This window comes from Empedobacter sp. UBA6745 (genome assembly GCF_002453775.1).
Classification (GTDB): domain Bacteria; phylum Bacteroidota; class Bacteroidia; order Flavobacteriales; family Weeksellaceae; genus Empedobacter; species Empedobacter falsenii_C.
Genome location: NZ_DKHL01000017.1, coordinates 25,848 through 50,641, shown reverse-complemented (window position 1 = coordinate 50,641; position 24,794 = coordinate 25,848). Strand labels below are relative to the sequence as shown.

The 24,794-nt window shown below is 31.5% G+C and carries 25 protein-coding genes and 3 tRNA genes; 10 read left to right on the top strand and 18 right to left on the bottom strand.

The genetic code is table 11. The features are described from left to right. Positions 1-232: 232 nt before the first annotated feature. The 5 genes from B4H69_RS05710 to B4H69_RS05690 form a co-directional block, all read right to left on the bottom strand. On the bottom strand, positions 233-1,240 hold the full coding sequence (locus tag B4H69_RS05710; RefSeq protein WP_038333674.1) for a cytochrome d ubiquinol oxidase subunit II: 1,008 nt from the start codon (positions 1,238-1,240) through the stop codon (positions 233-235). Positions 1,241-1,242: 2 nt separating this feature from the next. After that, entirely contained in the window at positions 1,243-2,580 is a 1,338-nt protein-coding gene (locus B4H69_RS05705; protein ID WP_180906358.1) for a cytochrome ubiquinol oxidase subunit I, read from the bottom strand. 102 nt (positions 2,581-2,682) lie between these two features. Next, on the bottom strand, positions 2,683-3,684 hold the full coding sequence (locus B4H69_RS05700) for an acyl-ACP desaturase (RefSeq protein WP_038333672.1): 1,002 nt from the start codon (positions 3,682-3,684) through the stop codon (positions 2,683-2,685). Between the two features lie 9 nt (positions 3,685-3,693). Continuing rightward, positions 3,694-4,428, bottom strand: coding sequence for a lysophospholipid acyltransferase family protein (locus tag B4H69_RS05695; RefSeq protein WP_180906357.1), 735 nt, complete (start codon positions 4,426-4,428; stop codon positions 3,694-3,696). 64 nt (positions 4,429-4,492) lie between these two features. After that, positions 4,493-4,894 (bottom strand): hypothetical protein, encoded by a 402-nt coding sequence (locus B4H69_RS05690; RefSeq protein ID WP_180906356.1) that lies wholly within the window; start codon positions 4,892-4,894, stop codon positions 4,493-4,495. A gap of 101 nt (positions 4,895-4,995) precedes the next feature. Between B4H69_RS05690 and B4H69_RS05685 the strand changes: the two genes are divergently transcribed. After that, positions 4,996-5,247, top strand: coding sequence for a hypothetical protein (locus tag B4H69_RS05685; protein ID WP_180906355.1), 252 nt, complete (start codon positions 4,996-4,998; stop codon positions 5,245-5,247). 379 nt (positions 5,248-5,626) lie between these two features. Here the strand turns inward: B4H69_RS05685 and B4H69_RS05680 are convergent, their stop codons facing one another. From B4H69_RS05680 to B4H69_RS05665, 4 genes are all read right to left on the bottom strand, one after another. After that, positions 5,627-5,932: a hypothetical protein gene (locus B4H69_RS05680; protein WP_180906354.1), complete on the bottom strand. Its 306-nt coding sequence runs from the start codon at positions 5,930-5,932 to the stop codon at positions 5,627-5,629. Between the two features lie 149 nt (positions 5,933-6,081). Next, a tRNA-Arg gene (locus B4H69_RS05675) sits at positions 6,082-6,155 on the bottom strand. Between the two features lie 27 nt (positions 6,156-6,182). Beyond that, positions 6,183-6,257 (bottom strand) — tRNA-Pro (locus tag B4H69_RS05670). A gap of 30 nt (positions 6,258-6,287) precedes the next feature. Further along, a tRNA-Ser gene (locus B4H69_RS05665) sits at positions 6,288-6,371 on the bottom strand. 145 nt (positions 6,372-6,516) lie between these two features. On the opposite strand from B4H69_RS05665, the gene B4H69_RS05660 reads away from it, so the two are divergent. From B4H69_RS05660 to B4H69_RS05630, 7 genes are all read left to right on the top strand, one after another. Next, positions 6,517-7,431 carry an N-acetylmuramoyl-L-alanine amidase gene (locus tag B4H69_RS05660; RefSeq protein WP_114999956.1) on the top strand — a complete coding sequence of 305 codons (915 nt, stop codon included), beginning with the start codon at positions 6,517-6,519 and terminating at the stop codon, positions 7,429-7,431. A 353-nt stretch (positions 7,432-7,784) separates the two neighbouring features. Further along, positions 7,785-8,159, top strand: a complete 375-nt coding sequence (locus B4H69_RS05655) for a VOC family protein (RefSeq protein ID WP_038333665.1) — start codon at positions 7,785-7,787, stop codon at positions 8,157-8,159. Positions 8,160-8,161: 2 nt separating this feature from the next. Further along, positions 8,162-8,410 carry a hypothetical protein gene (locus tag B4H69_RS05650; RefSeq protein ID WP_180906344.1) on the top strand — a complete coding sequence of 83 codons (249 nt, stop codon included), beginning with the start codon at positions 8,162-8,164 and terminating at the stop codon, positions 8,408-8,410. Between the two features lie 3 nt (positions 8,411-8,413). Continuing rightward, complete coding sequence (locus B4H69_RS05645) at positions 8,414-8,980, top strand: pentapeptide repeat-containing protein (protein ID WP_180906343.1); 567 nt, start codon at positions 8,414-8,416, stop codon at positions 8,978-8,980. 429 nt (positions 8,981-9,409) lie between these two features. Then, on the top strand, positions 9,410-10,642 hold the full coding sequence (locus B4H69_RS05640; protein ID WP_180906342.1) for a hypothetical protein: 1,233 nt from the start codon (positions 9,410-9,412) through the stop codon (positions 10,640-10,642). 37 nt (positions 10,643-10,679) lie between these two features. Next, the gene (locus B4H69_RS05635; RefSeq protein ID WP_180906341.1) at positions 10,680-12,212 is read left to right on the top strand and encodes an MFS transporter; all 1,533 of its coding nucleotides are present in this window, start codon (positions 10,680-10,682) and stop codon (positions 12,210-12,212) included. A gap of 14 nt (positions 12,213-12,226) precedes the next feature. Further along, positions 12,227-12,454, top strand: coding sequence for a DUF6814 family protein (locus B4H69_RS05630; protein WP_125350389.1), 228 nt, complete (start codon positions 12,227-12,229; stop codon positions 12,452-12,454). A gap of 242 nt (positions 12,455-12,696) precedes the next feature. On the opposite strand, the gene B4H69_RS05625 is transcribed toward B4H69_RS05630, so the two are convergent. Continuing rightward, on the bottom strand, positions 12,697-13,428 hold the full coding sequence (locus B4H69_RS05625) for an MBL fold metallo-hydrolase (RefSeq protein WP_038333657.1): 732 nt from the start codon (positions 13,426-13,428) through the stop codon (positions 12,697-12,699). A 96-nt stretch (positions 13,429-13,524) separates the two neighbouring features. Next, positions 13,525-15,687 (bottom strand): S46 family peptidase, encoded by a 2,163-nt coding sequence (locus B4H69_RS05620; RefSeq protein ID WP_291093093.1) that lies wholly within the window; start codon positions 15,685-15,687, stop codon positions 13,525-13,527. A 144-nt stretch (positions 15,688-15,831) separates the two neighbouring features. Between B4H69_RS05620 and B4H69_RS05615 the strand changes: the two genes are divergently transcribed. Next, a complete protein-coding gene (locus B4H69_RS05615) occupies positions 15,832-16,362 on the top strand; it encodes a hypothetical protein (protein WP_180906339.1) in 531 nt (176 codons plus the stop codon). Positions 16,363-16,413: 51 nt separating this feature from the next. On the opposite strand, the gene B4H69_RS05610 is transcribed toward B4H69_RS05615, so the two are convergent. The 7 genes from B4H69_RS05610 to B4H69_RS05580 all read right to left on the bottom strand — a co-directional run bounded on the left by B4H69_RS05610 (position 16,414) and on the right by B4H69_RS05580 (position 23,470). Continuing rightward, positions 16,414-18,600, bottom strand: a complete 2,187-nt coding sequence (locus B4H69_RS05610) for a polyribonucleotide nucleotidyltransferase (protein ID WP_280050083.1) — start codon at positions 18,598-18,600, stop codon at positions 16,414-16,416. 140 nt (positions 18,601-18,740) lie between these two features. Then, a complete protein-coding gene (gene rpsO, locus B4H69_RS05605) occupies positions 18,741-19,010 on the bottom strand; it encodes a 30S ribosomal protein S15 (RefSeq protein WP_038333654.1) in 270 nt (89 codons plus the stop codon). A 307-nt stretch (positions 19,011-19,317) separates the two neighbouring features. Then, a complete protein-coding gene (locus B4H69_RS05600) occupies positions 19,318-19,992 on the bottom strand; it encodes a mechanosensitive ion channel family protein (RefSeq protein ID WP_260392428.1) in 675 nt (224 codons plus the stop codon). 159 nt (positions 19,993-20,151) lie between these two features. Continuing rightward, on the bottom strand, positions 20,152-20,358 hold the full coding sequence (locus tag B4H69_RS05595; RefSeq protein WP_280050085.1) for a hypothetical protein: 207 nt from the start codon (positions 20,356-20,358) through the stop codon (positions 20,152-20,154). 1 nt (position 20,359) lies between these two features. After that, positions 20,360-20,926, bottom strand: a complete 567-nt coding sequence (locus tag B4H69_RS05590; protein ID WP_291093091.1) for an RNA polymerase sigma factor — start codon at positions 20,924-20,926, stop codon at positions 20,360-20,362. Positions 20,927-21,111: 185 nt separating this feature from the next. Continuing rightward, positions 21,112-21,447 (bottom strand): rhodanese-like domain-containing protein, encoded by a 336-nt coding sequence (locus B4H69_RS05585; RefSeq protein WP_244958029.1) that lies wholly within the window; start codon positions 21,445-21,447, stop codon positions 21,112-21,114. Between the two features lies 1 nt (position 21,448). Beyond that, positions 21,449-23,470: a M13 family metallopeptidase gene (locus tag B4H69_RS05580; protein WP_180906336.1), complete on the bottom strand. Its 2,022-nt coding sequence runs from the start codon at positions 23,468-23,470 to the stop codon at positions 21,449-21,451. Between the two features lie 338 nt (positions 23,471-23,808). Here B4H69_RS05580 and B4H69_RS05575 point away from each other — a divergent pair, with 338 nt between their 5' ends. Next, positions 23,809-24,765: an NAD-dependent epimerase/dehydratase family protein gene (locus B4H69_RS05575; RefSeq protein WP_180906335.1), complete on the top strand. Its 957-nt coding sequence runs from the start codon at positions 23,809-23,811 to the stop codon at positions 24,763-24,765. Positions 24,766-24,794: the final 29 nt, after the last annotated feature.

Genomic DNA, 24,794 nt, shown 5'->3' with positions numbered 1-24,794 from the left:
TAATCAAATCCTCTTGACAGACATTAAAAACAAGTGTGTTTGTAATCAAATCCTCTTGACGGACATTAAAAACAAGTCTGTTTGTAATCAAATCCTCTTGACGGACATTAAAAACAAATGTGTTTGTAATCAAATCCTCTTGACAGACATTATAAACAAATGTGTTTGTAATCAAATCTTCTTGACAAACATTACAAACAAGTCTGTTTGTAATAGAATTTGGAACGAGTATTTATATTTTTTGCTTCTGATTAAATGAATAAATCAAGTAAAATAGAAATGGTAAAATAAATATCGAGCCGAGTAATAATGCCCAAGCTAACATATTTATTGTGCTCATTGCGCCATAATCTTTCAATAAAGATAATGTTGAACCATCTTTGAATAATACTAAATTTGGAAAGTGCGAATACGATGCTGCAAACAAAATCATCATCACAATTATTCCTGCGTAAACTTTCAAAAGAGAATCTTTCGCTTTATTTAAGGCTGAAAGTAATAATACAATTGAAATTGAAGCAATTGCTATTGCGATATAACCGTAAATTTCTGATGTTATCCAACTAAATAATGGAATGTTTTTCCAAAGTGAAACAGCAAATACCAATGCTCCAGCAACAAAAATTAAAGCTGTATAAATCTTCGCACGTTTTCTTAAAATCACTTTATCTTCTTCGTTTTTAACAGTTTGAATTGAATAAACCGAAGCCAAGAAAGCACAAATCACAACAGTGAAAATTCCTACCGAAAAATTAAACCAACTTAACCACGAAAATATATACGCATCTTGAAACGAAAGTGCATTATCATCAATACTTCCCGAAACGATAGATCCCGCTATTATACCCAAAAACAAAGGTGTTACAACACTTGAATAAGTAAAAATAACATCATACAAATTGTGCCATTTATCGTTGATTGCATCATAATTTCTGAACGTAAACGATGTTCCACGCGCTATGATTCCCAACAACATAATCACCAACGGAATATGTAAATAATTAGAAACATCTGCATAAACCTTAGGAAAACCGACAAACAAAATCACAATGGCAATAATTAACCACATATGATTTGCTTCCCAAATAGGTCCAATCGAATTGTACATAATCTTCTGCGTACGTTTTTTGTAACTCTTTTCAGAGAATAATTCGACAATTCCAGCACCGAAATCTGCTCCACCTAAAATTAAATATAAACAGATGGCAACCCACAAAAATGCTATTACTACGTAAATCATACTTAATGTTTTTCTGGTTTATAATTTGGATCTTCTGGATCATAAAGCTTCGCAACCATTTGTATTTGTCGATTCATTAAGAACACCAAAATAATGGACAATGTGATGAATACAAACGTGAAAATGTAAAACGAATATTGTATTCCTGGCATTGGCGTGATGGAATCTACCGTTCGCATAATTCCGTAAATAATCCACGGTTGACGACCGACTTCTGTTACCGTCCAACCTGCTTCTAAAGCGATGTATCCGAAAGGTGTCGCAATCATAAACAATTTATAAAACCAGCGTTTTGTTCGCCAATCTTTCTTAAAAAATTGCGCAATCAAATAAATCACAGCTATTCCCATCATCAACATTCCGAATGTTATCATAATCTGAAAAGCATAGTGTACAACTGCCACAGGCGGCCACTCATCTTTCGGAAATTCTTCCAATCCTTTTACAGGCGTTTTGAAATCTGAATGAACCAAGAAACTCAACACACCTGGAACTTTTATTGCGTATTTAATTTCCTCTTTTGATTCGTCCACAATTCCTCCCAAAACAAATGAAGCACTTTCTTCTGTTTTGAAATGCGCTTCCATCGCAGCCAATTTAATCGGTTGACGTTTTGCTACATCTTTCGCTGAAATATCACCACTCAAAGGTGCTAACATTGCTGCTGTAATTGCTAAAACAGAACTAATTTTGAATGCTTCGCGATGAAAATTTACATTCTTACCTTTCAAAATAAGATAAGCATGTAAACCCGCAACCGCAAATCCAGTCGCACAAAAAGCTGCAATTGTCATGTGCAATGCTTGTGAAAACCACGCATCGTTGAACATAGCTTTTACAGGATCTATGTTAAGATATTCGCCATTTACAAAATCGAAACCTGACGGAGAATTCATCCAAGCATTTGCTGCAACAACCAAAATTCCTGAAGCTAAACCGCTAATTCCTACAATTACACCACAAATCCAATGAAACCATTTATTGAATTTGTCCCAACCATAAAGGAAAAACCCTAAAGCAATTGCTTCAATAAAAAAAGCTGTTCCTTCTAACGAAAATGGCATTCCGAAAATTGGTCCAGCGTGTTCCATAAATTTAGGAAACAATAATCCTAACTCAAACGAAAGCATTGTACCAGAAACTGCTCCCGTAGCAAATAAAATCGCAACTCCCTTACTCCAAGCTTTGGTTAACCCTTTGTAAATTTCGTTTTTAGTTTTGAGGTATTTGTAGTGAGCAATTGCCATCATAAAAGGCATCACCATTCCAACACACGAAAAAACAATGTGAAAGGCAAGCGACATCGCCATTTGACTTCTGGCAGCAATAAAATCGTCCATAAGTAATTGTTTATAATTTGTTTGTTGGTTAAAGTTACTAAATAAAAAGAGGCAATTCTATTTTGAATTGCCTCTTTTTTATATGATTTTGATTATAATAATCTATTTAGACGTAGCTGGTAATAACCATTTGAATTGTGGTCCATCTTCAGGAATCACAATACGTTGCGAAATTCTATCCATTCTATCTGGGAATTTCATAATGTAATCTCTTGCTTTTTCAGCCTCGGCATTCAACCCAGAGATTTTATCCAATTGCCAAGCTTCAATTAATTTTCGCATAATATCGATGTAATCAAATGCTGTGTACACACCAATACGTTGCGCTGCATCAGAAAACGCATCAAACAAAGTTCCTCTTTCTTCTCCAGAAGCTCTTAAGAAATGTGCTGGCATTACAATTTTAAGTTTGAACATATGTTGAACAGCTAACATCATTTCTGAAGGATCAGCTTCGAAAATACGACGAACGAACTCTGTGTAAGCTAAATGGTGACGCATTTCATCTCCTGCAATAATTTTACACATACGCGATAATTTTTTCGCTCCGTATTTTTTTGCAATTGCTGATACATTATTATGCGATACATATGTTGCTAATTCTTGGAAACTTGTGTAAACAAAGTTTTTATAAGGATCGTGTGCTGTTCCAATATCAAATCCGTCATTTATCAAATGCTGCGTTGTTACTTCAACCTCGCGCATATTGATACGTCCTGATAAATACAAAAATTTATTCAAAACATCACCGTGACGATTTTCTTCTCCAGTCCAATGGCGAATCCATTTTGCCCAACCATTTTCTAGGTAATTCCCTTCTTCATCTACTACTCCATCCATCTGCATCAACCAAGATTCGTAGGTTGGCAAAGCTTCTTCGGTAATGGTATCTCCAATCAATGTAATCCAGAAATCATCTGGCAAATCTTTCGAAAGCTCTTGTAATTCTTTGATTTCGTCAAAAAAAGAATCTGTTTGAGAATTCGGTAAAAAATCTGTTGGTTGCCAAATTTTATCGGCTGGAACTAAGAATTTGTCCATATAAGCATCAATATCTTTCTCAAGAAATTGCATTACTTCCAGGCGAACATTTTTTATTGACATATAATTATTTTATGCGGTTATACTACTTTTTACAGTTTTTTCGGTAAGCTCGAATATTTCATCAAACTTATAGTCACTCACTTTTAAGGGTTTATGGTATTGTATCGTTACTTTCGCGCCCAAATACATCGGGAATTTACCCCACTTTTCTATTTCCCACGTATTATTTAGCGTAACTGGAACAACATAAGCGTCTTTAGCATATTTCGTCAAAACTTTCAATCCATTTTCTTTGAAAGCCTTTGGTACTCCATTTTTGCTTCTTGTACCTTCTGGAAAAATAATGGCTGAATAATTATTTTTCTGAATGTATTGCGCTAATTTTTTTATTTCTTCTATTGCTTGTTTTCCGTTCTTACGATCGATTAATGCAGAACCTCCATGTGTTAAATTGTACGATACACTCGGAATTCCTTTTCCTAATTCTATTTTCGAAATAAACTTTGGATGATAATCAGCCAAATCATATTCCAACGGAGAAATATCATACATACTTTGGTGATTACTCACAAAAATTAATGGTACATTTTGTATCAAATTTTCGTGTCCCTTATAGGTATATGTTGTACCCAAAATTCTTGTCCAAAAAACCAAAAGACCATTCATCACTTTTACACTTTTGTGATGAGCAGCATAACCTCCCAAATTGTAGCACAACCATTGCACAACATGCATTACCAACAACGTTAATCCATAAAAAATATAAAAGATTATAGATAACGGATAACTTAAAATTTTCTTCAACATTAGAAATTTAGACAAATTTAATAAAAAATTATGCTAAGCATAATATATTTTTCTTGGCGATTTACTTTATTAATTTCAAAGTTAGCTTTTCTTGATGAGCTTCATCATAAAAAGTAATTTGATTTGATGATTTTACTTTAAAATATGCAGTTTTTTGCAAATTTTGAATCAAATTTTGAGGAATTTCGCAATCAGAATTCACTTGTTTTAAATGATTAAAAATTATTGCTTGATTTATTTTGGTATAATCAGCCGTAATTATTCCGCAAGCCGTTTTCATCACCATCTTTTTGGTTGCATCTTCAAAAATAATGTAATCTCCTCCATCATTTATATTCCATTTACCCGACAAATCGCTAATTTCTGGAGTCACAACTTTAGTTTCGGTAACTGTTTTGGTTGGTAAACAACTTATTAATCCTAAAAAGAAAAACAAAAGTATTGCTTGAATTGTATATTTCACGTGGTTTTATTTGTAACGAAGGTAGAAATATTTTGAATATTACGGATTGATTTTTTTAATATTCAATTTTATTAAGAAATTTGTTGTCTAAATAAGAAACAATGGCAAACACAATGAAAGGAGAAGTTTTTACGGATCAAAATAACATCAAAAAAGTAAAAATTGAACGAAAACCAAGTTTTCCTAAAATCTATATTTTAACCGATGATTGTCAATTTGTGGAAGATGGTTTATACGAATTAGATTTTTTTGAAACGCCAAGTGTTACCAATTTCAAATCTGAATTGAATCCAACTATTCCTGCAATTAACTTTAAACAATTGAGTGAAAAAGGAAAAGATTTTTTACAATAATATGCTGAAATAATTTTCTCTAAAAACACAATTAAATAACAACACAATATCCATTGTTGAAAAAATAGAATTCTACATTTTTTCTCCTACTTTCCTTCGAGGTTTCTTCGACCGTTGTTCGACGAAAATGCCGTTTCGTCGAACAACGGTCGAAGAATGGTCGAACAACAATCGAACAAACTAAAAAACAACTAAAAATTCATATCGCTCAAAACGATGATAAATAGAGGCATAAAAAAGAATTTTTCTTTTTACTAATTGAATAAATAATGATAGGACAAATACGGACACAAAAAATGTTTTTTTTATAATTATTCTAACTTTTTAGTATCTTTATGAATCTTCGTTTTTTGAAAAATCAATAAAAGACGAAAATTTATTAAAAACTTCCTCCGAAATTAGCACCTTCAAATAGTTTTAAAATTCCAAAAAAAGGAATAAAACTTAAAAGTAATACAAGATATAATATCCTATTTTTATAGTTAAAAATAATGGATATTACTGAAAAAAGTGGACATAAAATAAAAGACCCAAATCCAGTAATAGCTATAAAATCGAACATAAAATTTTGATTTCTTGCTATTTCAGTTCCATCAATACTATACATAACAATAAAGCATAGAAAGAAGAATATTGTCAATCCTATAAATACTCTTGATATGTTGATTTTGGTTGGCTGATTCATACAATTTATTTGAATAAAAATAAGTAAACTTTACAGAAAGCATCTCACTGAAAATAGTGATTTACAATTTTGCTTAAAATTTGATTGTATTGAAGCAGTAATAAACAAAAAACCCATACTGATAATCAGTATGGGTTTTCTTTAGATTGTGATCCAGTCAGGATTCGAACCTGAGACCTACTGCTTAGAAGGCAGTTGCTCTATCCAGCTGAGCTACTGGACCAATCCAAAATTCTATTACTAAAATTCGTCGGGGTGGCAGGATTCGAACCTGCGACCTCCTGCTCCCAAAGCAGGCGCGATGACCGGGCTACGCTACACCCCGAGTGGTGTTTTATTTCTAGCTTTAAAAAAGCGGAGAGACAGGGACTCGAACCCTGGCATCGGTTTCCCGATGACAGATTAGCAATCTGCTCCATTACCGCTCTGGCACCTCTCCTAACTTTTAAAAATAAGACTGATTAGTCTCATAAAGCGGTTGCAAATATATATTGACTTTTATTGCAAAACAAGTCTTTTTAGAAAAAAAATTAAATTATTTGGCTTAATTTTGGCTATTCAAAAGACTATTTAGAACTAAAAGAATGAATTTTAAAGGATTAGTATTTTCGGCAATTTCTTGTTTTTTTATTTTGGCTAGTTGTGCAACTAAAACAGTTCCACCAAAAACAATTACAAAAGTAATTCGTGACACAGTCATTATCAATTCAAAAACAGATCAACCGGAAATGACTCGAGCTGCAAAACTCGACAAGTACAAGGTGACAACAGATTATTATCCATCTATTTCGCAAGATGAACGTGTACGATTTTTAGTGTTACACTACACAGCAATCAACACAGAGTTATCGTTAAAAGTATTGACTCAGAAAGATGTAAGTGCACATTATTTGGTAAATGATTATGATGACAAAACAATTAATCTTTTAGTTGACGAAACAAAACGTGCATGGCATGCAGGTGTTAGTAGTTGGAAAGGATTGGATAATATAAACTTTTCTTCTATTGGTATCGAAATCGTTAATCTTGGAAACAAAGGAACGGATGCTTATCCAAATTACACGCCTTATCCAGATTATCAAATCAAAAAAGTAGGTGAATTGACACAAGATATTGTAAAACGTTATAATATTTCTCCTTTTAATGTAATTGGGCATTCTGATGTTGCGCCAGGAAGAAAACCAGATCCGGGTCCACTTTTCCCTTGGAAAAAATTATATACAGATTACGGTGTTGGTGCTTGGTACGATGATACAGACAAGTATGTATTTATGCAACAATATCCTTGGGATACAACAAGTTCCGTTTTTATCACACAAGTGCAAACTGATCTTAAGAAATATGGGTACAACGTTCCTACAAATGGAATGATAGACGCGCAAACTAAGAATGCGATTGTAGCATTTCAGATGCATTTCCGTCCAGAAAAATACGATGGAGTTGTAGATGCTGAAACTTGGGCAATCTTGAAAGCGTTGAACAAAAAATATAATCCCTAAATCAGTTTTGATTTATTGAATGAAACTCCTACTTGTTAGGAGTTTTTTTATGGAATAAACTTTCGGTAAAATAATATTAACAATATAACCTCTTGTGTACTTTGAATTAAAATTCGTCAGTTCGAGTGATTTTTAGAAAATTATTTCTAAAAATTGTATCGAGAATTAAGATGAATTTTATCTACTAAAACCTTATTCTCGATACAAAATTCTAAATGAATTTCACTCGAATTGACGGTTTTCTTAATAAAATTATCAAAATACACTACGGGTTAATAAATAGCATAATTATCATTAAAAATGGAATTGAGAGTTAAGAAAAATTGAAGTAATTTTATCCAAAATAATATAACATGGCTTTTAAAAGTTTGCGCCCAATTATTTGGACGAAAGATTTACAAAAAACAACAAAATTCTATAAAAAATTAGGATTTAAGATTGCTGATCAAAATGAAGATTGGATTTGGGCTTGCTTGCAAAAAGACGATGTAGAAATTATGTTGGCTTATCCAAATGAAGGAGCAGATTTTGAACGAGCTAATTTCACAGGTTCTTTTTATTTTGTTGTAGACAACGTAGACGAGTTGTGGAATCAAGTAAAAGATGATTGCGAAGTTGTATATGAAATTGAGACCTTTGAATGGGATATGCGCGAGTTTGCAATCTACGACAACAATGGTTATATCTTACAATTTGGACAAGAAATAGAAGTTACATTCGAAGATTAATTATGATCTCAAAACGATATTACAACATTATTTTAGCGATAATTATTCTTATTATTCCAATTGTTTTTTACATGATTATTAACACTATGGTTAGTATAAAATATGAAACCGACGGAGTTGACACTTGTATTTCTACTGTAACAGGAAAAAATCTTTGTTCGCAAATCGATCAACTAAAAGTTACTATTTATATTGACATGATTGTGATGATTTTCTGGTTAGCCTTAAGAAACTTAATCGTAAAAAAATAACTTATGGATTATCATTTCGAAGAAAAATTTGAACAAATTAATTTCTCAGAAAATCAAAATATATCTGGTGAATACGAGAATTGCGAGTTTATAAATTGTGATTTGAATGGATTAGATTTAAGCGATATCAAATTTATTCAATGTCAATTTATCGAATGTAATTTGAGTAATGTAACTTTAGAAAACACAAGCTTTCAGCAAGTTGAGTTTATGAATTGTAAAATGATAGGTTTTAATCTCGAAAATTCGAACAAATTTGGGTTAAGCATTTCATTTGAAAATTGTACGTTAAACGACTCATCTTTTTATGAATTACCGCTAAAAAAGACAAAGTTTAGCAATTGTTCTTTACAAAATGTAGAATTTTCTTTCGCAGATCTTAGTCAAGCTTATTTTATGAATTGTAATTTGGCTCACACCATTTTCTATCAGACCAATTTAAAGCAAGCCAACTTCAAAACGGCTTATAATTTCACGATAAATCCGAATGATAATCAATTGAAAGGCGCGCAGTTTTCCAAAGAAAATTGTGTTGGATTATTAGATTATCTTAGAATTACAATAAATTAAAAAAAGGTTTCGAATAAAATCGAAACCTTTTTTATGCTTTCTACTTATACTATTCTAATCAGAATAAATAATTTCAGATTATATTTTACTAAATCATAACATTTTAGAATAAATTACTTCTATATTTTATCAATTAGTCAATAATTATTTCTTGATTTAATAAATAATAAGATTATTATTGCATCTTTTTTTGATAAATTTTCTGAAATAAATCCAACTCAGATTATCAACTTAAAACTTTTCTTGACATTTTTTTAAGAAATTAAAAAAAATATTAGCGTATTATTTACACTAATAAAATAAAAAAGAAATTCTTTATCAAAAAAAGCATTATTATTATTCAATACATTATTTTAGATAAACTTAAGTCTATTAATTAAGTCAATACAAAATCACAAATAATGTACAACTAACACCATTTATTAAAAAATGAAAAAAATTTTTGTCGCAATTGCTCTACTATCCATTTTTGGAGCCACGGAATTGAAGGCTCAATATGCTTCTGAATATGACGGCGGTTTGGTCGTTAAATTAAATCCAGAAGGAAGTAAATATGTCCGATTTATTCTTTGGGGACAAACTTGGTTTCAGGATTACGAAGGAAAACACGCCAATGATGGATTTTCTATCAAACGAGCGCGCGTTCTTGCTTATTCACAAATCAATGATCGATTTATGATTTTAACACATTTTGGTGCAAATGGAATCTATGATAATAATCTTTCTCCGATGGGAAAAAGTACAGATGTATCGTTTTTCTTGCATGAAATGTTTTTACAATATAAGGTAACAAACAATTTAGCAATTGGTGCTGGAGTTCACAATTTTGGTGGAATTTCTCGTGGAAATGGTCAAGGTTCTATCAATATGTTGACCTTAGATAATAACAGAGCTGACTGGTCAACACTTGGTTTGTCTGATCAATTTTCAAATCATTTGGGAATGTTTGCAAAAGGGCGAATTGGAAAACTGAATTATCGTTTAGCATTAAGTGATGCTATTACTAATACTTTAGATGGAAACTCTTCGACAGTTTTAGAAAACGGACAAGAAAAGTATTTAGGAAAAGCGATACTTGGAGAAGGAAAATATGCGGTTTCAGGATATTTTGATTATCAATTTTTAGATCAAGAATCAAATGCTTTACCTTATCGCGTTGGAACCTATTTAGGAACTAAAAAAGTATTTAACATCGGAGCAGGATTTTTCAATCAAAGTAATGCAATTGTCAAAAAAGAAAATGATAATTTGGTTGGAGAAAATGTAACTCATCTTGCTGTTGATGCTTTTTATGATGCGCCAATCGGAAAATCTTCTTCGATAACAGCTTATGCGAAATATCAAAATTCGGACATGGGCGAAAATTATGTACAAGGAAATGTTGTAGGAGATGGAAATCAGTTTTCTGGACATGTCGGGTATTTATTGCCTAAAAACATCAAAGAAGGAGAAGGAAAATTCCGTAATAGAATTCAGCCGTATGTAGGATATTCTTACAGAGATTTCAAAGGTCTAGTAAAGCCTGCAAACGAATTAAAATTAGGTGGAAACTGGTACATTGATGGTCAGAATGCTAAAATTTCTGTAGAATATCAAAAATCTTTCGATCAACCAAAACACATGGACGACATGATAACAATACAAGCAATGATATTATTATAAAAAAACACACAAGAATTAACACAAAAACACATTATTTATGAGCGAAACTGCTAACAAAAAAACAATCTGGAAAGTGATTGGTGCTTCCTCGATGGGAACGCTAATTGAATGGTATGACTTCTTTATTTTTGGAAGTTTAGCTGTTGTAATTTCTACTAAATTTTTCCCTGCTGACAATCCTACAGCTGCCTTTTTATCAACATTAGCAACATTTGCTGCTGGATTTGTTGTACGTCCATTTGGCGCGTTATTCTTTGGTCGATTAGGAGATATTATTGGTCGTAAATATACATTTATGGCAACTTTAGTATTAATGGGAGGAGCAACTTTTTTAATAGGATGTATTCCATCTTACGAATCAATTGGTTTTATCGCACCTTTATTAGTATTAATCTTACGTTTATTACAAGGTTTAGCACTTGGAGGCGAATATGGAGGTGCTGCAACATACGTAGCAGAACACGCACCAGACGGAGAAAGAGGATATTGGACTTCTTGGATACAAACCACTGCAACAGTTGGTTTATTTGTTTCGTTATTGGTTATTTTATTAACGAAAACATTATTATCAGAAGAGCAGTTTGACCTTTGGGGATGGCGAGTTCCATTTATCTTATCAATCTTAATGGTTTACGTTTCATATTTGATTCGTAAAAATATGGACGAATCGCCAGCTTTCAAAAAAGCAAAAGATGAAGGAACAACTTCTAAAAATCCTTTGAAAGAATCTTTCGGGAATCGTTACAATATGAAATTCGTTTTATTAGCACTTTTTGGAGCTGTGATGGGACAAGGAGTTGTGTGGTATACAGGTCAGTTTTACTCGATGAGTTACATGAAAACGGTGATGAATGTAGAATCTGATCAAGTAGATTCTTTGTTAGGAATTGCTTTATTATTTGGTACACCTTTCTTTGTGTTCTTTGGATGGCTGAGTGATAAAGTTGGTCGAAAATGGGTGATGTTAATCGGAATGATTGTCGCTGTATTCTCGTATCGACCAATTTACGAATCAATGTATCAAACAACAAATCTTGAAAATAAAGAAGTAATTGCAGCACAAACAATTGAAAAAGCTGAAATCAAAAATGTTGACGAAAAATCTGATTCTATTTATACAATTCAAAAATCATTTACAGATGGCACGACTTATAAACAAGTTACAACGCTTCATTTAGAAAATGGTCAAGCAAAAATTGTAGATGGAAAAGTAAGTGAAATTGTAAAAAAATCGACACATATTAATAGTGGTGATAAATGGAAATTAGTTGGATTAATTTGGATTCAAATTATTTTTATCACAATGGTTTATGGTCCAATTGCTGCGTTCTTAGTAGAAATGTTCCCTGTTAAAATTAGATATACATCGATGTCTTTGCCTTACCACGTAGGAAACGGAATTTTTGGAGGTCTTTTACCTGCTGTTTCTACTTATTTGGTAACAAATGCCAAAAACAACGGAGATCCACAGTTTTACTTAGAGGGTCTTTGGTATCCTATTGGAATTGCGGCTGTTTGTTTTATCATCGGAGCAATTTATATCAGTAATAAAGACAGAAATGTTAACTAAAAAACTAATTAGAAATGGAAACAATTAAAAAAATATTAGGAATCGTTTGGATCGCATTATCACTTGTTTTAGCCTACTTTTGTATCATGGAATTTGGAATTCCAAAATTATCATCAGGTTCGCAAGATGATTTAGTATTCGGAATTATTATTCTATTTGTCCTTACACCAATTATAGTTATTGGAATGGCACTTTTTGGATATTATGCTTTACTCGGCGAATATAGCGAAGAAAAAATGTAAAAAACTACACACGAAATCCTCAACACATGTTGGGGATTTTTTATATAAAATGTATTTTCAATAAACGTTTTTATTAAATCCATAAAAAACAAATCATAAAACGTTAATATCTTTTTAAGAGTTTTAGCATAGTTTATGTCAATTAATTTTAAAATCAACAAAGGTACTCGAAGTTAAACTGAAATATAATTCAAATACAAAAAACCTTGCAAATACAAAGCTTTTCATTTATAATATAATTTCTAAAATTGTTTTATATCTGTTCTTTTTCCGTGATAGAAAAGTATTTTCCAGTGTTCTGTTTTCGCATCAACTTCCCACCGCAAACGATCTTCCATCGCTTTTACACCATCTACATCATTCTTGAAAGCAGCATGATATTTAAAATAATTTAATTGAGGTAGATTGTCAGCTCCATAAAATACAATTTCATCATTTTCTTTGATCCAAAAAACTTGTTGAAACGGAACGTGTCCTCCTGTTACTTCGAATTTGATATTATCCGTTATATTTCCACTATCATCATTCATCCATACAATATTTTTGAATGATTTCAACTTTTCTAAACGATCATAGTTATAAGAATTATTTGTTTGAACAACCGCATAATCATACTCGCGTTGTTGAATATAAATTTTTGCTTCAGGAAAGTTACATACAAACTGATCCCCTACCCAATTTCCAATTCCGTTGATATGATCTTTATGTAAATGCGAAATCAATACTTTCGTAATTTGATTTGGATTAATATTATATTCGCGTAATTTTTTTAGAATGATAGGTTCACAATCTACTTCAGTTCCGAAACCACAATCAATCAAAATATTTTCATCTCCAATTTGTATCAAAAATGGACGAACAATAAGATTATATCCGTCAGCGGGATTTTTAACATCAATATTATCACCTAAATAATGAAACTCTTTTTTTGCATCAACATGAAAAACACCTTCTAAAAGAGGAATAACTTTCATTTACTTTTATTTTTTACAAAGGTAATTCGTTTAGATTCTCTCTACAAAAAAAGGCTTCCAAAATAGGAAGCCTTAAAAATTATTATGATTCAAATCTTATTTTACAATTGTCATTTCATCAACGATGTGTTTTGCTCCAGCAAATTTATCAACAACCCATAAAACATAACGAATATCTACAGAAATCGTACGTTGTAATTTAGGATCAAAGATAACGTCACCAGCCATTGCTTCAATGTTTCCGTCGAATGCAATACCGATTAATTCACCTTTACCATTCATTACCGGAGAACCAGAGTTACCTCCTGTAATATCATTGTTTGATAAGAAATTTACGTGTAAATATCCATCTTTATCTCCATATTGTCCATAATCTTTCGCTTTCGCTAAATCTAATAAACGTTGTGGATTTTCGAACTCTTCGTCACCTGCGATGTGTTTTGCAACTGTACCTTCTAATGTTGTGAAATAGTTAGAAGCAACATCTGGTTGACGTTTTGGATTTGTACTTTTTGGTAAATTTTGAATAGAACCGTAAGTTAAACGTAACGTAGAGTTAGCATCTGGATATAAAATATTTCCGATTTTAGACTCACGTAAACCTTTTACCAATAAACGGAAGTTTTTAGAATAAACATCATTCAATTTTGCTTGTTCATCAGTTTGCTTAGAAGCTCTTTCTACTAAAGCATTTGACAAAACATATAAAGGATCTTTTTTCAAGACTTCTACATCTGGAGAAATTAAGAAATTCTCAACTTGTTTTTGATCAGCGAAGAAACTTCTTTCAACAGCATCATTTACATAAGCTGTAAAGTTCTTGTTATTTTGCTTCGCTAAATCAGCAACATAAGGCGCTAAACCAGCTTCGCTCGCTTTAGAAGCATAAAGATTTAATTGAGCAGCCAATAAATCTTTTTCTAAAGGTAAATACATTTTTTCGTAATATGCATTGATTGCATTCTGAATTTTCGGACGCATTTCATCACGTTTTGCATCATTCGCTGCTACATAGTTTTCTAATGCTTTTCCAATAGAATATGGCGCACTTGCTAAAGTTGAGTAACGCAATAAAATGTTGATGTAATTGTTATGACGAGCATCTAAATTTGTTTTCGCATAATAATTATTCAAATTCGAAACAACATCACCATATTCGGCTTTGTTTGCTCCTTTTAGAGCCCATTTATTGAATTTTTCTTCTTCTTTTGTTTTCTTCGCAACAGTTCCGTGAAGTTTTAAAGCTTCGATCATTCCATCACGATTTTTCCAATAGTTCGCAACTCCAGCATATTTAGAAGCATAATCAATATTTACTTTTTGATTTTGCTCCATATATTTTTTCATTTGATCCATTGTCACTTTAGAAGCTTCAACCCATGCAGGATAAGCGTACTCTACATTTTGAGCAACACCTTGCGCTGGCATCCAACGATTTGTACGACCTGGATAACCTAAAATCATAGCGAAATCATTTGGTTGATATCCTTTTAAAGAAACTGGTAAATGATGTTTTGGTTGCAACGGAACATTGCTTGTAGAATAAGCTGCAGGATTTCCATCTTTGTCACCATATACGCGGAACATAGAGAAATCTCCTGTGTGACGTGGCCATTCCCAGTTATCTGTATCTCCACCATATTTTCCAATAGAACTTGGAGGTGTTCCTACTAAACGTACATCCTCATAGTCTTGGTAAACAAAATAGTAATATTCATTTCCTTGGAAGAATGAACGAACAGAAACAACATATTTTCCGTTTTCACTGTTCTCTTTTTCAATTTTTGCAATCTCTTGGTTAATCGCTTTTTCACGATCTAACTCAGACATTTTATCATTTACAACACCTAAAATACGTTTAGAAACATCATCCATACGAACGAAGAAACGTACTTTTAAGCTTTTTGGTTTTAACTCAGCAGCTTTATCTTTCGCCCAAAAACCATCTTTTAAGTAATCATGTTCTGGAGCAGATAATTCAGCAATAGCACCATAACCACAGTGGTGATTTGTCAAAACTAAACCTTGTCCAGAAACCATTTCAGCAGTACATCCACCACCAAATTGTACAATAGCATCTTTTAAAGAGTTATTGTTGATACTATAAATTTCTTCTGAAGTTAATTGTAAACCTTGTTTTTGCATATCACGGTGATTCAGACGCTCGATGAACATCAAAAACCACATTCCTTCGTCAGCTTTCACTTTAAAAGGAAAAAGCATAACCACTAAAAGCGTGGATAATAAAAATTTTTTCATTATTTGTTTGTCTTCAATTTTACGAATTGCTAAAATAATTGATTATCTGAAGTTCTCCTAATCTTTAAGTATTTAATAAAGTTTTACTGAGGTTTTATTGTTAAAAAAAGATTATTTTTATTTAATTAACACAAAATTTGAATAGTGAAAATTAAAATCATTAATCTACTTTGCTTTCTAATTGGTTTTATTGGAATGGTTGGTTTCATTATTATTTTGAATAATCAAACTAAATCAAAACCTGAATATTTTTTTGATGAAACTAATTTATCATTTGAATATACAGATGAAATTAGAAAATATAATTTTGAAAAAAATCAATTCGAGCAATATTATATCGAAGATACTATTATACTAAAAAATGTTCTTAATCAAAAAGAAAAAGAAAAGATAATTTCCTTAATTAGAGATAAAAATATTTTTAAATTAGACTCTATTTATCAAACAGGTCATGAAATAATTGTTACACTACCTAATCTAAGAAAAAATATTATTATTAGTGATAAAACTATCAATAGACATTTTGTTCTAACTGCTGCCTTTGAAGAAAATAATTATTTATCAAATAAAAAAGATTATAATGAATTAATCAATTTTATTAATGAACTAAATAGCATTTTAGACAAAAATGATAAAATCAAACATCTTAAAAAGACAGATTTAGAATTTATGTAACAAAAAAAATCCGAGAAAATCTCGGACTTTTTACTTTATATCAAAACTTAATTAAGCTTCTTTATTATCTTGAGGTTTATCCTCTTTTTTCTCTGCTGGTTTAGCAGGTTTTTCTGTTCTCTCTGGTTTTGGCAATAAAGCTTTACGAGATAATTTCATTTTCTTTTTATCATCGTAACCTAAGAATTTAACATCAATTTTATCACCGATGTTTACAGAATCCTCAACTTTTTCAAGACGTCTGTGCTCTAATTCAGAAATATGAACTAAACCTTCAACACCTTTAGCAATTTCTACAAACGCTCCAAATGGTTTGATAGATTTTACAACTGAATGATATGTTTCTCCAACTTCTGGAACGAAAGCAATTTGTTTGATTCTTTCTACAACGCGATCGATGTTTTCTTGAATCACACCATTGATTTCTACACGTCCTGTCGTATCTAACTCAGTAATTGCAATAACTGTTTCAGTTTCTTTTTGCATTTCTTGAATTACTTTTCCTCCAGGTCCGATTACTGCTCCAATGAATTCTTTAGGAATTTCGATTACAACAACTTTTGGTGCATTTGGTTTCAATTGTGGACGAGGCGCTGGTAAAGTTTCTAATAATTTACCTAAAATGTGCTCACGACCTTCTTTTGCTTGTAACAAAGCTGTTTCCATGATTTCCATAGATAAACCTTGTACTTTAATATCCATTTGACAAGCTGTGATACCGTCTGCAGTTCCTGTTACCTTAAAGTCCATATCTCCTAAGTGATCTTCGTCTCCTAAGATATCAGACAATACTGTAAATTTACCTGATTTAGTATCTGTGATTAATCCCATTGCAATACCTGAAACTGGTTTTTTCATTTGTAAACCTGAATCCATAATTGCTAATGTTCCTGCACAAACTGTTGCCATAGAAGAAGAACCGTTAGATTCTAATACTTCAGAAACGATACGAACTGTATAAGGACAATCGTCTGGTAACATTTGCGCTAAAGCACGTTGTGCTAAGTTTCCGTGACCAACTTCACGACGAGAAGTTCCTCTTAATGGACGAGCTTCACCTGTTGAGAATGGTGGGAAATTATAGTGTAAAAAGAATTTTTCGTCGAAGTTTGTTACTACTCCATCAACCATATTAGCATCTTTAGAAGAACCTAAAGTTACTGTAGCTAATGCTTGAGTTTCTCCACGTGTGAAGATTGCAGAACCGTGAGTTGATGGTAAATAATCAACTTCTGTCCAAATTGGACGAATCGTTTTTGGATCACGACCATCTAAACGAATTCCTTCGTTTAAGATTAACTGACGTACAGCTTCTTTTTGTACATCGTGGAAGTAAATGTGAGCAAAAGGAGTTACACGAGCTAACTCTTCTTCATCTCCTTCGTATTGAGCTAAGAAATCTGCTTCAACTTGAGCAAATTTATCACCTCTTTCGTGTTTATCAGATGGATGTTTAGCGATATCATAAAATTTATCATATCCATAAGCCCACACTTTTTCGCGAATTTCTTCGTCGTGTGTTTCGTGGCTATATTCACGTTTTGGTAAAGATTTACCTACTTTCGCTGCTAAACTTTCTTGTGCTTCAATTTGTTTTTTAATTTCAGCATGAGCAAATTCAATTGCGTCTAACATTTCACGCTCAGAAATTTCACTCATCTCCCCTTCTACCATAACAACAGAATCTTTAGAAGCACCAACCATAATGTCGATATCAGCTTGATCTAATTGCTCTTTTGAAGGATTAATCATTAACTCACCATTCAAACGAATAACGCGAGCTTCTGAAATTAATGTGAAAGGAATATCTGTAATTGCAATGGCTGCTGATGCAGCTAAACCAGCTAAAGCTTCTGGCATTACATTTTTGTCGTAAGAAATAAGTGAGATCATGACCTGAACCTCAGCATGGAAGTCTTCTGGAAACATTGGGCGTAAAACACGGTCTACAAGACGCATTGTTAATACTTCATCATCTGATGGTTTTGCTTCTCTTCTGAAGAAATTCCCTGGGATGCGTCCTGCTGCGTAAAATTTTTCTCTATAATCTACTGTTAAAGGTAAAAAATCTACACCTGGATTTGCTTCTTTGTTTGCTACAACTGTAGCTAATAACATGGTGTCGCCCATGCGTACAACCACAGATCCGTCAGCTTGTTTTGCTAATTTCCCTGTTTCGATTGTAATTTCTCTTCCGTCTGAAAGAGTAATTTTTTCTGTGATCGCCTGTGGAATCATTCGTCTTCTTAGTATTTAATTCGTCTAAAGTTAAAGCCGTTTGCTTTAACCGCATTATATAAAGATATATATCTTATTTTAATTTATAACAAAAAAAAAGGCAATTTCTACGTAATTGCCCTTTTATATTGTGTTTAAAATTACTTACGTAATCCTAATTCAGCGATAATCGCACGGTATCTTGTGATATCTTTTTTCTTTAAGTAGTTTAATAACGCTTTACGCTTACCAACTAACATAACTAATGATCTTTCTGTATTAAAATCTTTATGATTTTTTTTCAAGTGACCAGTTAAGTGGTTAATTCTGTAAGTGAATAATGCGATTTGCCCTTCTGCAGATCCTGTATCTGTTGCAGATTTACCATGCTTTGCGAATAATTCGCTTTTTACTTCTGATGTTAAGTACATGCCAATATTATTTAATAATTATTATGTAATGAGGTGCAAATGTACAACTATTATATGAAATAATAAACTTTGTACAAAAATAAAAGTGACCGATTGGTTAATTCGGTCACTTTTTAAAAATTTGGTTTAGTTTGATTTAGATAGATAATAGAAAGTGATATTTTAATTTTCTACTAAATCGGATAAGTTTGTTAGTTGTAAAAGACTTGCTTTCACGATTTTTGGTTGGTAGGTTAAAAGTCGGCTTGTTTCAATAATTAATCATAGGTTAGTTAATAATTATTAAAATAGGTTTAGGTAGGTAAGATTAATCTTCTATAATTCGTATTTTTTTATTTGTTATTATTTTAATCGGATAAACTACTTTTTCGTCCGCAGTTTGTATTGTCATACATATATTGTTAATAGCAATTATCACACCTTGTACATCATCTTCGATGATAATTCTTTGTCCAATTTCAAAATTTCTATTGGTATAAAAAGACAATAATAATCTGTAAATAACGTCTTTTGATCCTAATCCAAACGCGATGGCTAATGTCAAGAACACCGATCCTAAGATTAAGGATAAATTATTCGTAATTAAATCTGTATTAACTCCAGCTTGATTTAATGAGGTAATAATTGTAAATATCAAAATGATATAAAAAATGATATTACTAATAATATTTGCTCCGTTTAAATCAATTGATTTTATTAAACTTCTCAAAAAAGTTTTGATATAGTTAGCTAAATAAAATCCTCCAGCAAATATCAATACTGCACTAAAAAATTGTGGAAGATAATCTACAATTCGTCCTATTTGGTTAGATACAACTGTTAAACCAAAAATATCTGAGCCAATAATAATAATCAATAAGATGATAAACAATCTTACAAATTGTAATATAATTTTAGATGGATCGACTTCTATTGACGAATTTTTTAATGCTTCGTTATTATTTAATGCTTTTTTTAAGTTATCTATCTTAGATAATTTCAATATGTACTTGGTCAATATCAGAATCAACTTTAGCAAGATATACGACAGGATAATGAATATGATACCTCCTACAACTTTAGGAAAAACAAGTACCATTTCTTGATATAAGCTTTCTAACAAGCTAAAATTTAAACCTATATTCATATAATCTATTTATAGTTAACCTTCTTTATCTTTTTTGTTCGGTTTGTTAGTTGATTTTTTTCCGATTCCGAAGAAATTTCCAATTGTACTTGGATATTTTACTGAAACCAAATCGGCTACTTCCAACGATAATTTTATTAAAGCAACATCATCCATAACTTTTTGCTTTATTGTTTCTGGAAGCTTTTCATTGGCTAGCATAGTCTTAAAAGGGTTTTCCATTTTACAAAGCGTTATAAATTTTTAATAAACGATTTTTTGCTCGATTCAATCTCATCTTAGTTGCACTTTCACCAATCTCTAAAGTATCTGAAATTTCTTTGATTGAAAATTCATCTTGATATTTCATTAGTAATATAGATTTCTCTTCTACATCCAACTCCTTTAGGGACTGCGTTAGTTTTTCGATTTTTAATTCAAAAATTTCTTTGTCATCAATAATTTCGTCATTATAGTTATCAACCAAATCATCCGTCACCGAATAATTTTTTCTTTCTTCTTTTATCTTTCGTTGCACATGATTGACACAAAAATTATATGTAAAAGAATATAACCAAGTAGAGAATTTAGATTTTGATTGATATGTTTTCAGTTTTACAAACAACTTTACAAATATATCATGCGTCATATCCTGCGCCTCTGCTTGATCTTCTACAAAGCTCAAACATTTATTATATACCGTATGCGCATACCTATCATACAATATACCGAACAAATGTTGATTTTTTGTCTCGACAATCTTATACACCAAAATGTCATCTGCAATATTTTCTATAGAATCTTTTGACATTTCAACTGCTTACATTTATATGACACACCTATTCCTATTTGGTCACTTGTTTTTTTTGATTTTTTTATATTTATTTTAAAATAGCTTTAACTTAAACGAATATCTATCTAAAATACAATAATATATAAAAAAAACCGACAAATAAAAATTTATCGGTTTTTTTATAAAATAATAATTGTTACGAATTATTTCTCCAAAACATCTAAGACATCTTGAAAACCTCCTCCATTAAAAATTTCGTCTACACCTTGTGCTTGTAAATATTGTGCAGCTTGACCAGAACGGTTACCACTTCTACAAAAAACTACAATAGGTCTTGACATTTCTTTAAACTCCTCTACTCTCGTAGGAACTTCTCCTAATGGAATATTGATCGCATTTGGAACAAATCCATCTGTATCCAATTCAAAAGGCTCGCGAACATCTACTAATGTTACATTAGCATTGTTTATTGCTTCAACTGTTGTCATTTTAATAATTCTATTTCTATTTTTTATCCAATCAATAATTTTGCCAAGCATCTTACCAAATTCTAATACGGTCTTTTGGCGCTTTGTACAATTTATCTCCTGGTTTTGTTTTAAACGCATCGTGGAACGCATCAATATTAACGATTGGTCCAAAAGAACGATAATATCCAGGCGAATGTGGATCTGTTTTCACTTGATTTACTAACGCTTCGTCAGTCGCTTTTGTTCTCCAAATAGTTGCCCAAGATAAGAAGAAACGTTGTTGCGGAGTATATCCATCTATATTTCCGTAAGTTCCTTTATCTTTCAAATACATTTGTAATGCATCAAAAGCAACAGAAGCTCCTCCTAAATCTCCAATATTTTCCCCAGATGTAAATGTACCATTAACGTGTGTTCCTGCTACTGGTTCATAACCATCATATTGCGTAGCCAAGGCTTTTGTAGCTTTTGCAAATTTCTCTTCGTCTTGTGGTGTCCACCAGTTTACTAAATTTCCATCACCGTCAAATTTAGCTCCCGAATCATCGAATCCGTGAGAAATTTCGTGACCGATAACTGCTCCAATTCCACCAAAGTTTACAGCTGCATCCGCTCTATAATCATAGAAAGGTGGTTGTAAAATTGCTGCTGGGAAAACAATTTCGTTATTAGTTGGATTAAAATATGCATTTACAGTTTGTGGCGACATTCCCCAACGAGTTTTGTCAACTGGTTTTCCAAAATCTTTCAAGTTTTCTGCTTGACGCCATTTGCTAATTGCCATTACATCTTCAATTAAGTTTCCTCCATCTGCCAAAGATTTTACTTGTAATCCAGAATAATCTTTCCATTTATCAGGGTAACCAATTTTTACAGTAAACTTGTTTAATTTTTCTAACGCTTTCGTTTTAGTTGCATCAGACATCCAATCTAATTCTTTGATGTGTTTGTCAAAAGATTTGAATAAATAACTGATTAATTCTTCAGCTTTTGCTTTTGCCTCTGGTGGAAAATTATCTTTCACATAAATTTGTCCTAATAATTCTCCTGTTGCGCCATTTACAAACGCTAAACCTCTTTTTTCTAGTGGACGTTGTTCTTTCTGACCTGATAAAGTTTTTCCGTAAAATTCGAAATTAATTTTATCTAAATCGGATGTTGAATAACTTGCATAAGAATTGATTAATTTAAAACGTAAATAATCCTTAATCAAAGGTAAATTCTCTTGATTTAAGATTTTATCTAAATTTTTATAATAATCTAATTCACCGATAATTACCGTTTCCGGATTAATTCCTAAAGCTTTTACATAACGCTCAATATCAACATTTTTCGTTAAATTCTTAACTTCAGATAATTTTACAGGATTGTATGATTTATTTGGATCACGATCTTCTTCAACAGTTTTGATGTATTTCGCCATCATTTTTTCGAAAGCCACAATTTTTGGACCTTTCAAATCACGTGTTTTAGAACCTGTATAAGGCATCAATTGATCAATAAACTTGTTCAAATTAGCTAAAGTTTCAGTATTTTTAGCATCTTCTTTTTGGTAATAAGTTTTACCTAAAGTCAAGTCAATATCTCCTAAATAAACAGCATTTTGTTTACTATTTTTAAGGTCAGTATAAACATAAGCACCATAAAAAGGGTTCTCTCCGATAGCAGCTACATCGATTAAATAATCTTGTAAACCTTTCATATCTTTGATTGCATCAATCTGCTTAAAATATTTTTGTAATGGCGCCAAAGCCGTTTTGTTGCGCGCATCAATATTCATATACGCATCATACAAATCCGCAATTTTTTGCTCACTTGTTCCTTTAGCGTGTTTCGTTTTAATAAGATCTTTCACTAATTGCAAAGTGACCTTATCCGTATTTTCTCTTAATTCATCAAAACTTCCCCATCTTGCTCTATCAGAAGGAATTTCTGTAATTTTCATCCAATTACCATTTACATAATTATATAAATCATCTTGAGGACGAACAGACTTATCCATATAATTTGGATTAAAAGCCTGATATGATTCTTGCGCAATTGCCAAAACAGAAGTACATGCAAATGCAGCAACAAATAGTTGTTTTTTCATATTTCTACTAAGTATTTTTGATATGATATGTCGAAATTAATACGACGTTTGTTACAAATTTACTAAATAAAGTATTAATTATTCATTCAATTTTCAACACTTTTTGATGATAAAATAGAACAATTTGAAGATTTTAAATCAAAAACATCCTATTCTGCAAATTTATTTTTCAAAAGAAAGCTTATAAAACAGAATAATATTCTATAAACAACTTCGTGAATATACTTTTTTAACATTAATAAGTCGAATTATATATTAATATCTAAATATTATTTTGTTATATCCAAATTCAATAGAAAATTTTTAAATTTGACACCAAACAAAAGTAACTTTTTAAAATGGAAACCGATACGATTTTGATCACCGGCGCTTTAGGACAAATTGGTTCTGAATTGGCTGAGAAATTAAAAACCATTCATGGAAAAAATAATGTAATTATTTCTGACATACGTGATCCTAAAGATGTTGATTACGATGGAATTTACGAAGTAATTGACGTAATGGATGCTGATCGAATAAAAGAAGTCATTGCAAAACACAATATTAAAACTGTTTATCATTTAGCGGCTCTACTTTCTGGTACAGCTGAAAAAAATCCAATGTTTGGTTGGAAATTAAACATGGACACTTTACTTACTTTCCTTGAATTAGCGAAAGATAAAGTAATCGATAAAATCTTTTGGCCTTCTTCTATTGGCGTTTTTGGTCCAGATACACCAAAAGACAATACACCACAAAATACAATTCAGACTCCTTCTACGGTTTATGGTATTTCTAAATTATCAGGAGAATATTGGTGCAAATGGTACCAACAAAATCATAATGTAGACGTTCGTTCTGTTCGTTTTCCTGGTCTTATTTCTTGGAAAACTCCTGCTGGAGGTGGAACTACAGATTATGCTGTTGATATTTATTACAAAGCAATCGAGGATGGAAAATATACTTCTTTCTTGAAAGAGGGAACTTATTTACCTATGTTGTATATGGATGACGCTATTAATGCAATTGTTGAATTAATGTCTGCTGATCCAAAACAATTAGGTGAATTTAAATCTTATAATTTAGGAGGTTTAAGTTTTGCTCCAGAAGATTTAGCAGCAGAAATCAAAAAACATATTCCAAATTTCACAATCGATTATGCGCCAGATTTCCGTCAAGCTATTGCTGATTCTTGGCCTTCTTCTATCGATGATTCTGTTGCAAAAGCAGATTGGGGATTCGAACCAAAATTTGATATCGATAAAATGACAACAACAATGTTAGATAATTTGAAAATAAAATTAGGTAAACCTTAATTTTTTCTTACAATACAATATTTTAGGAA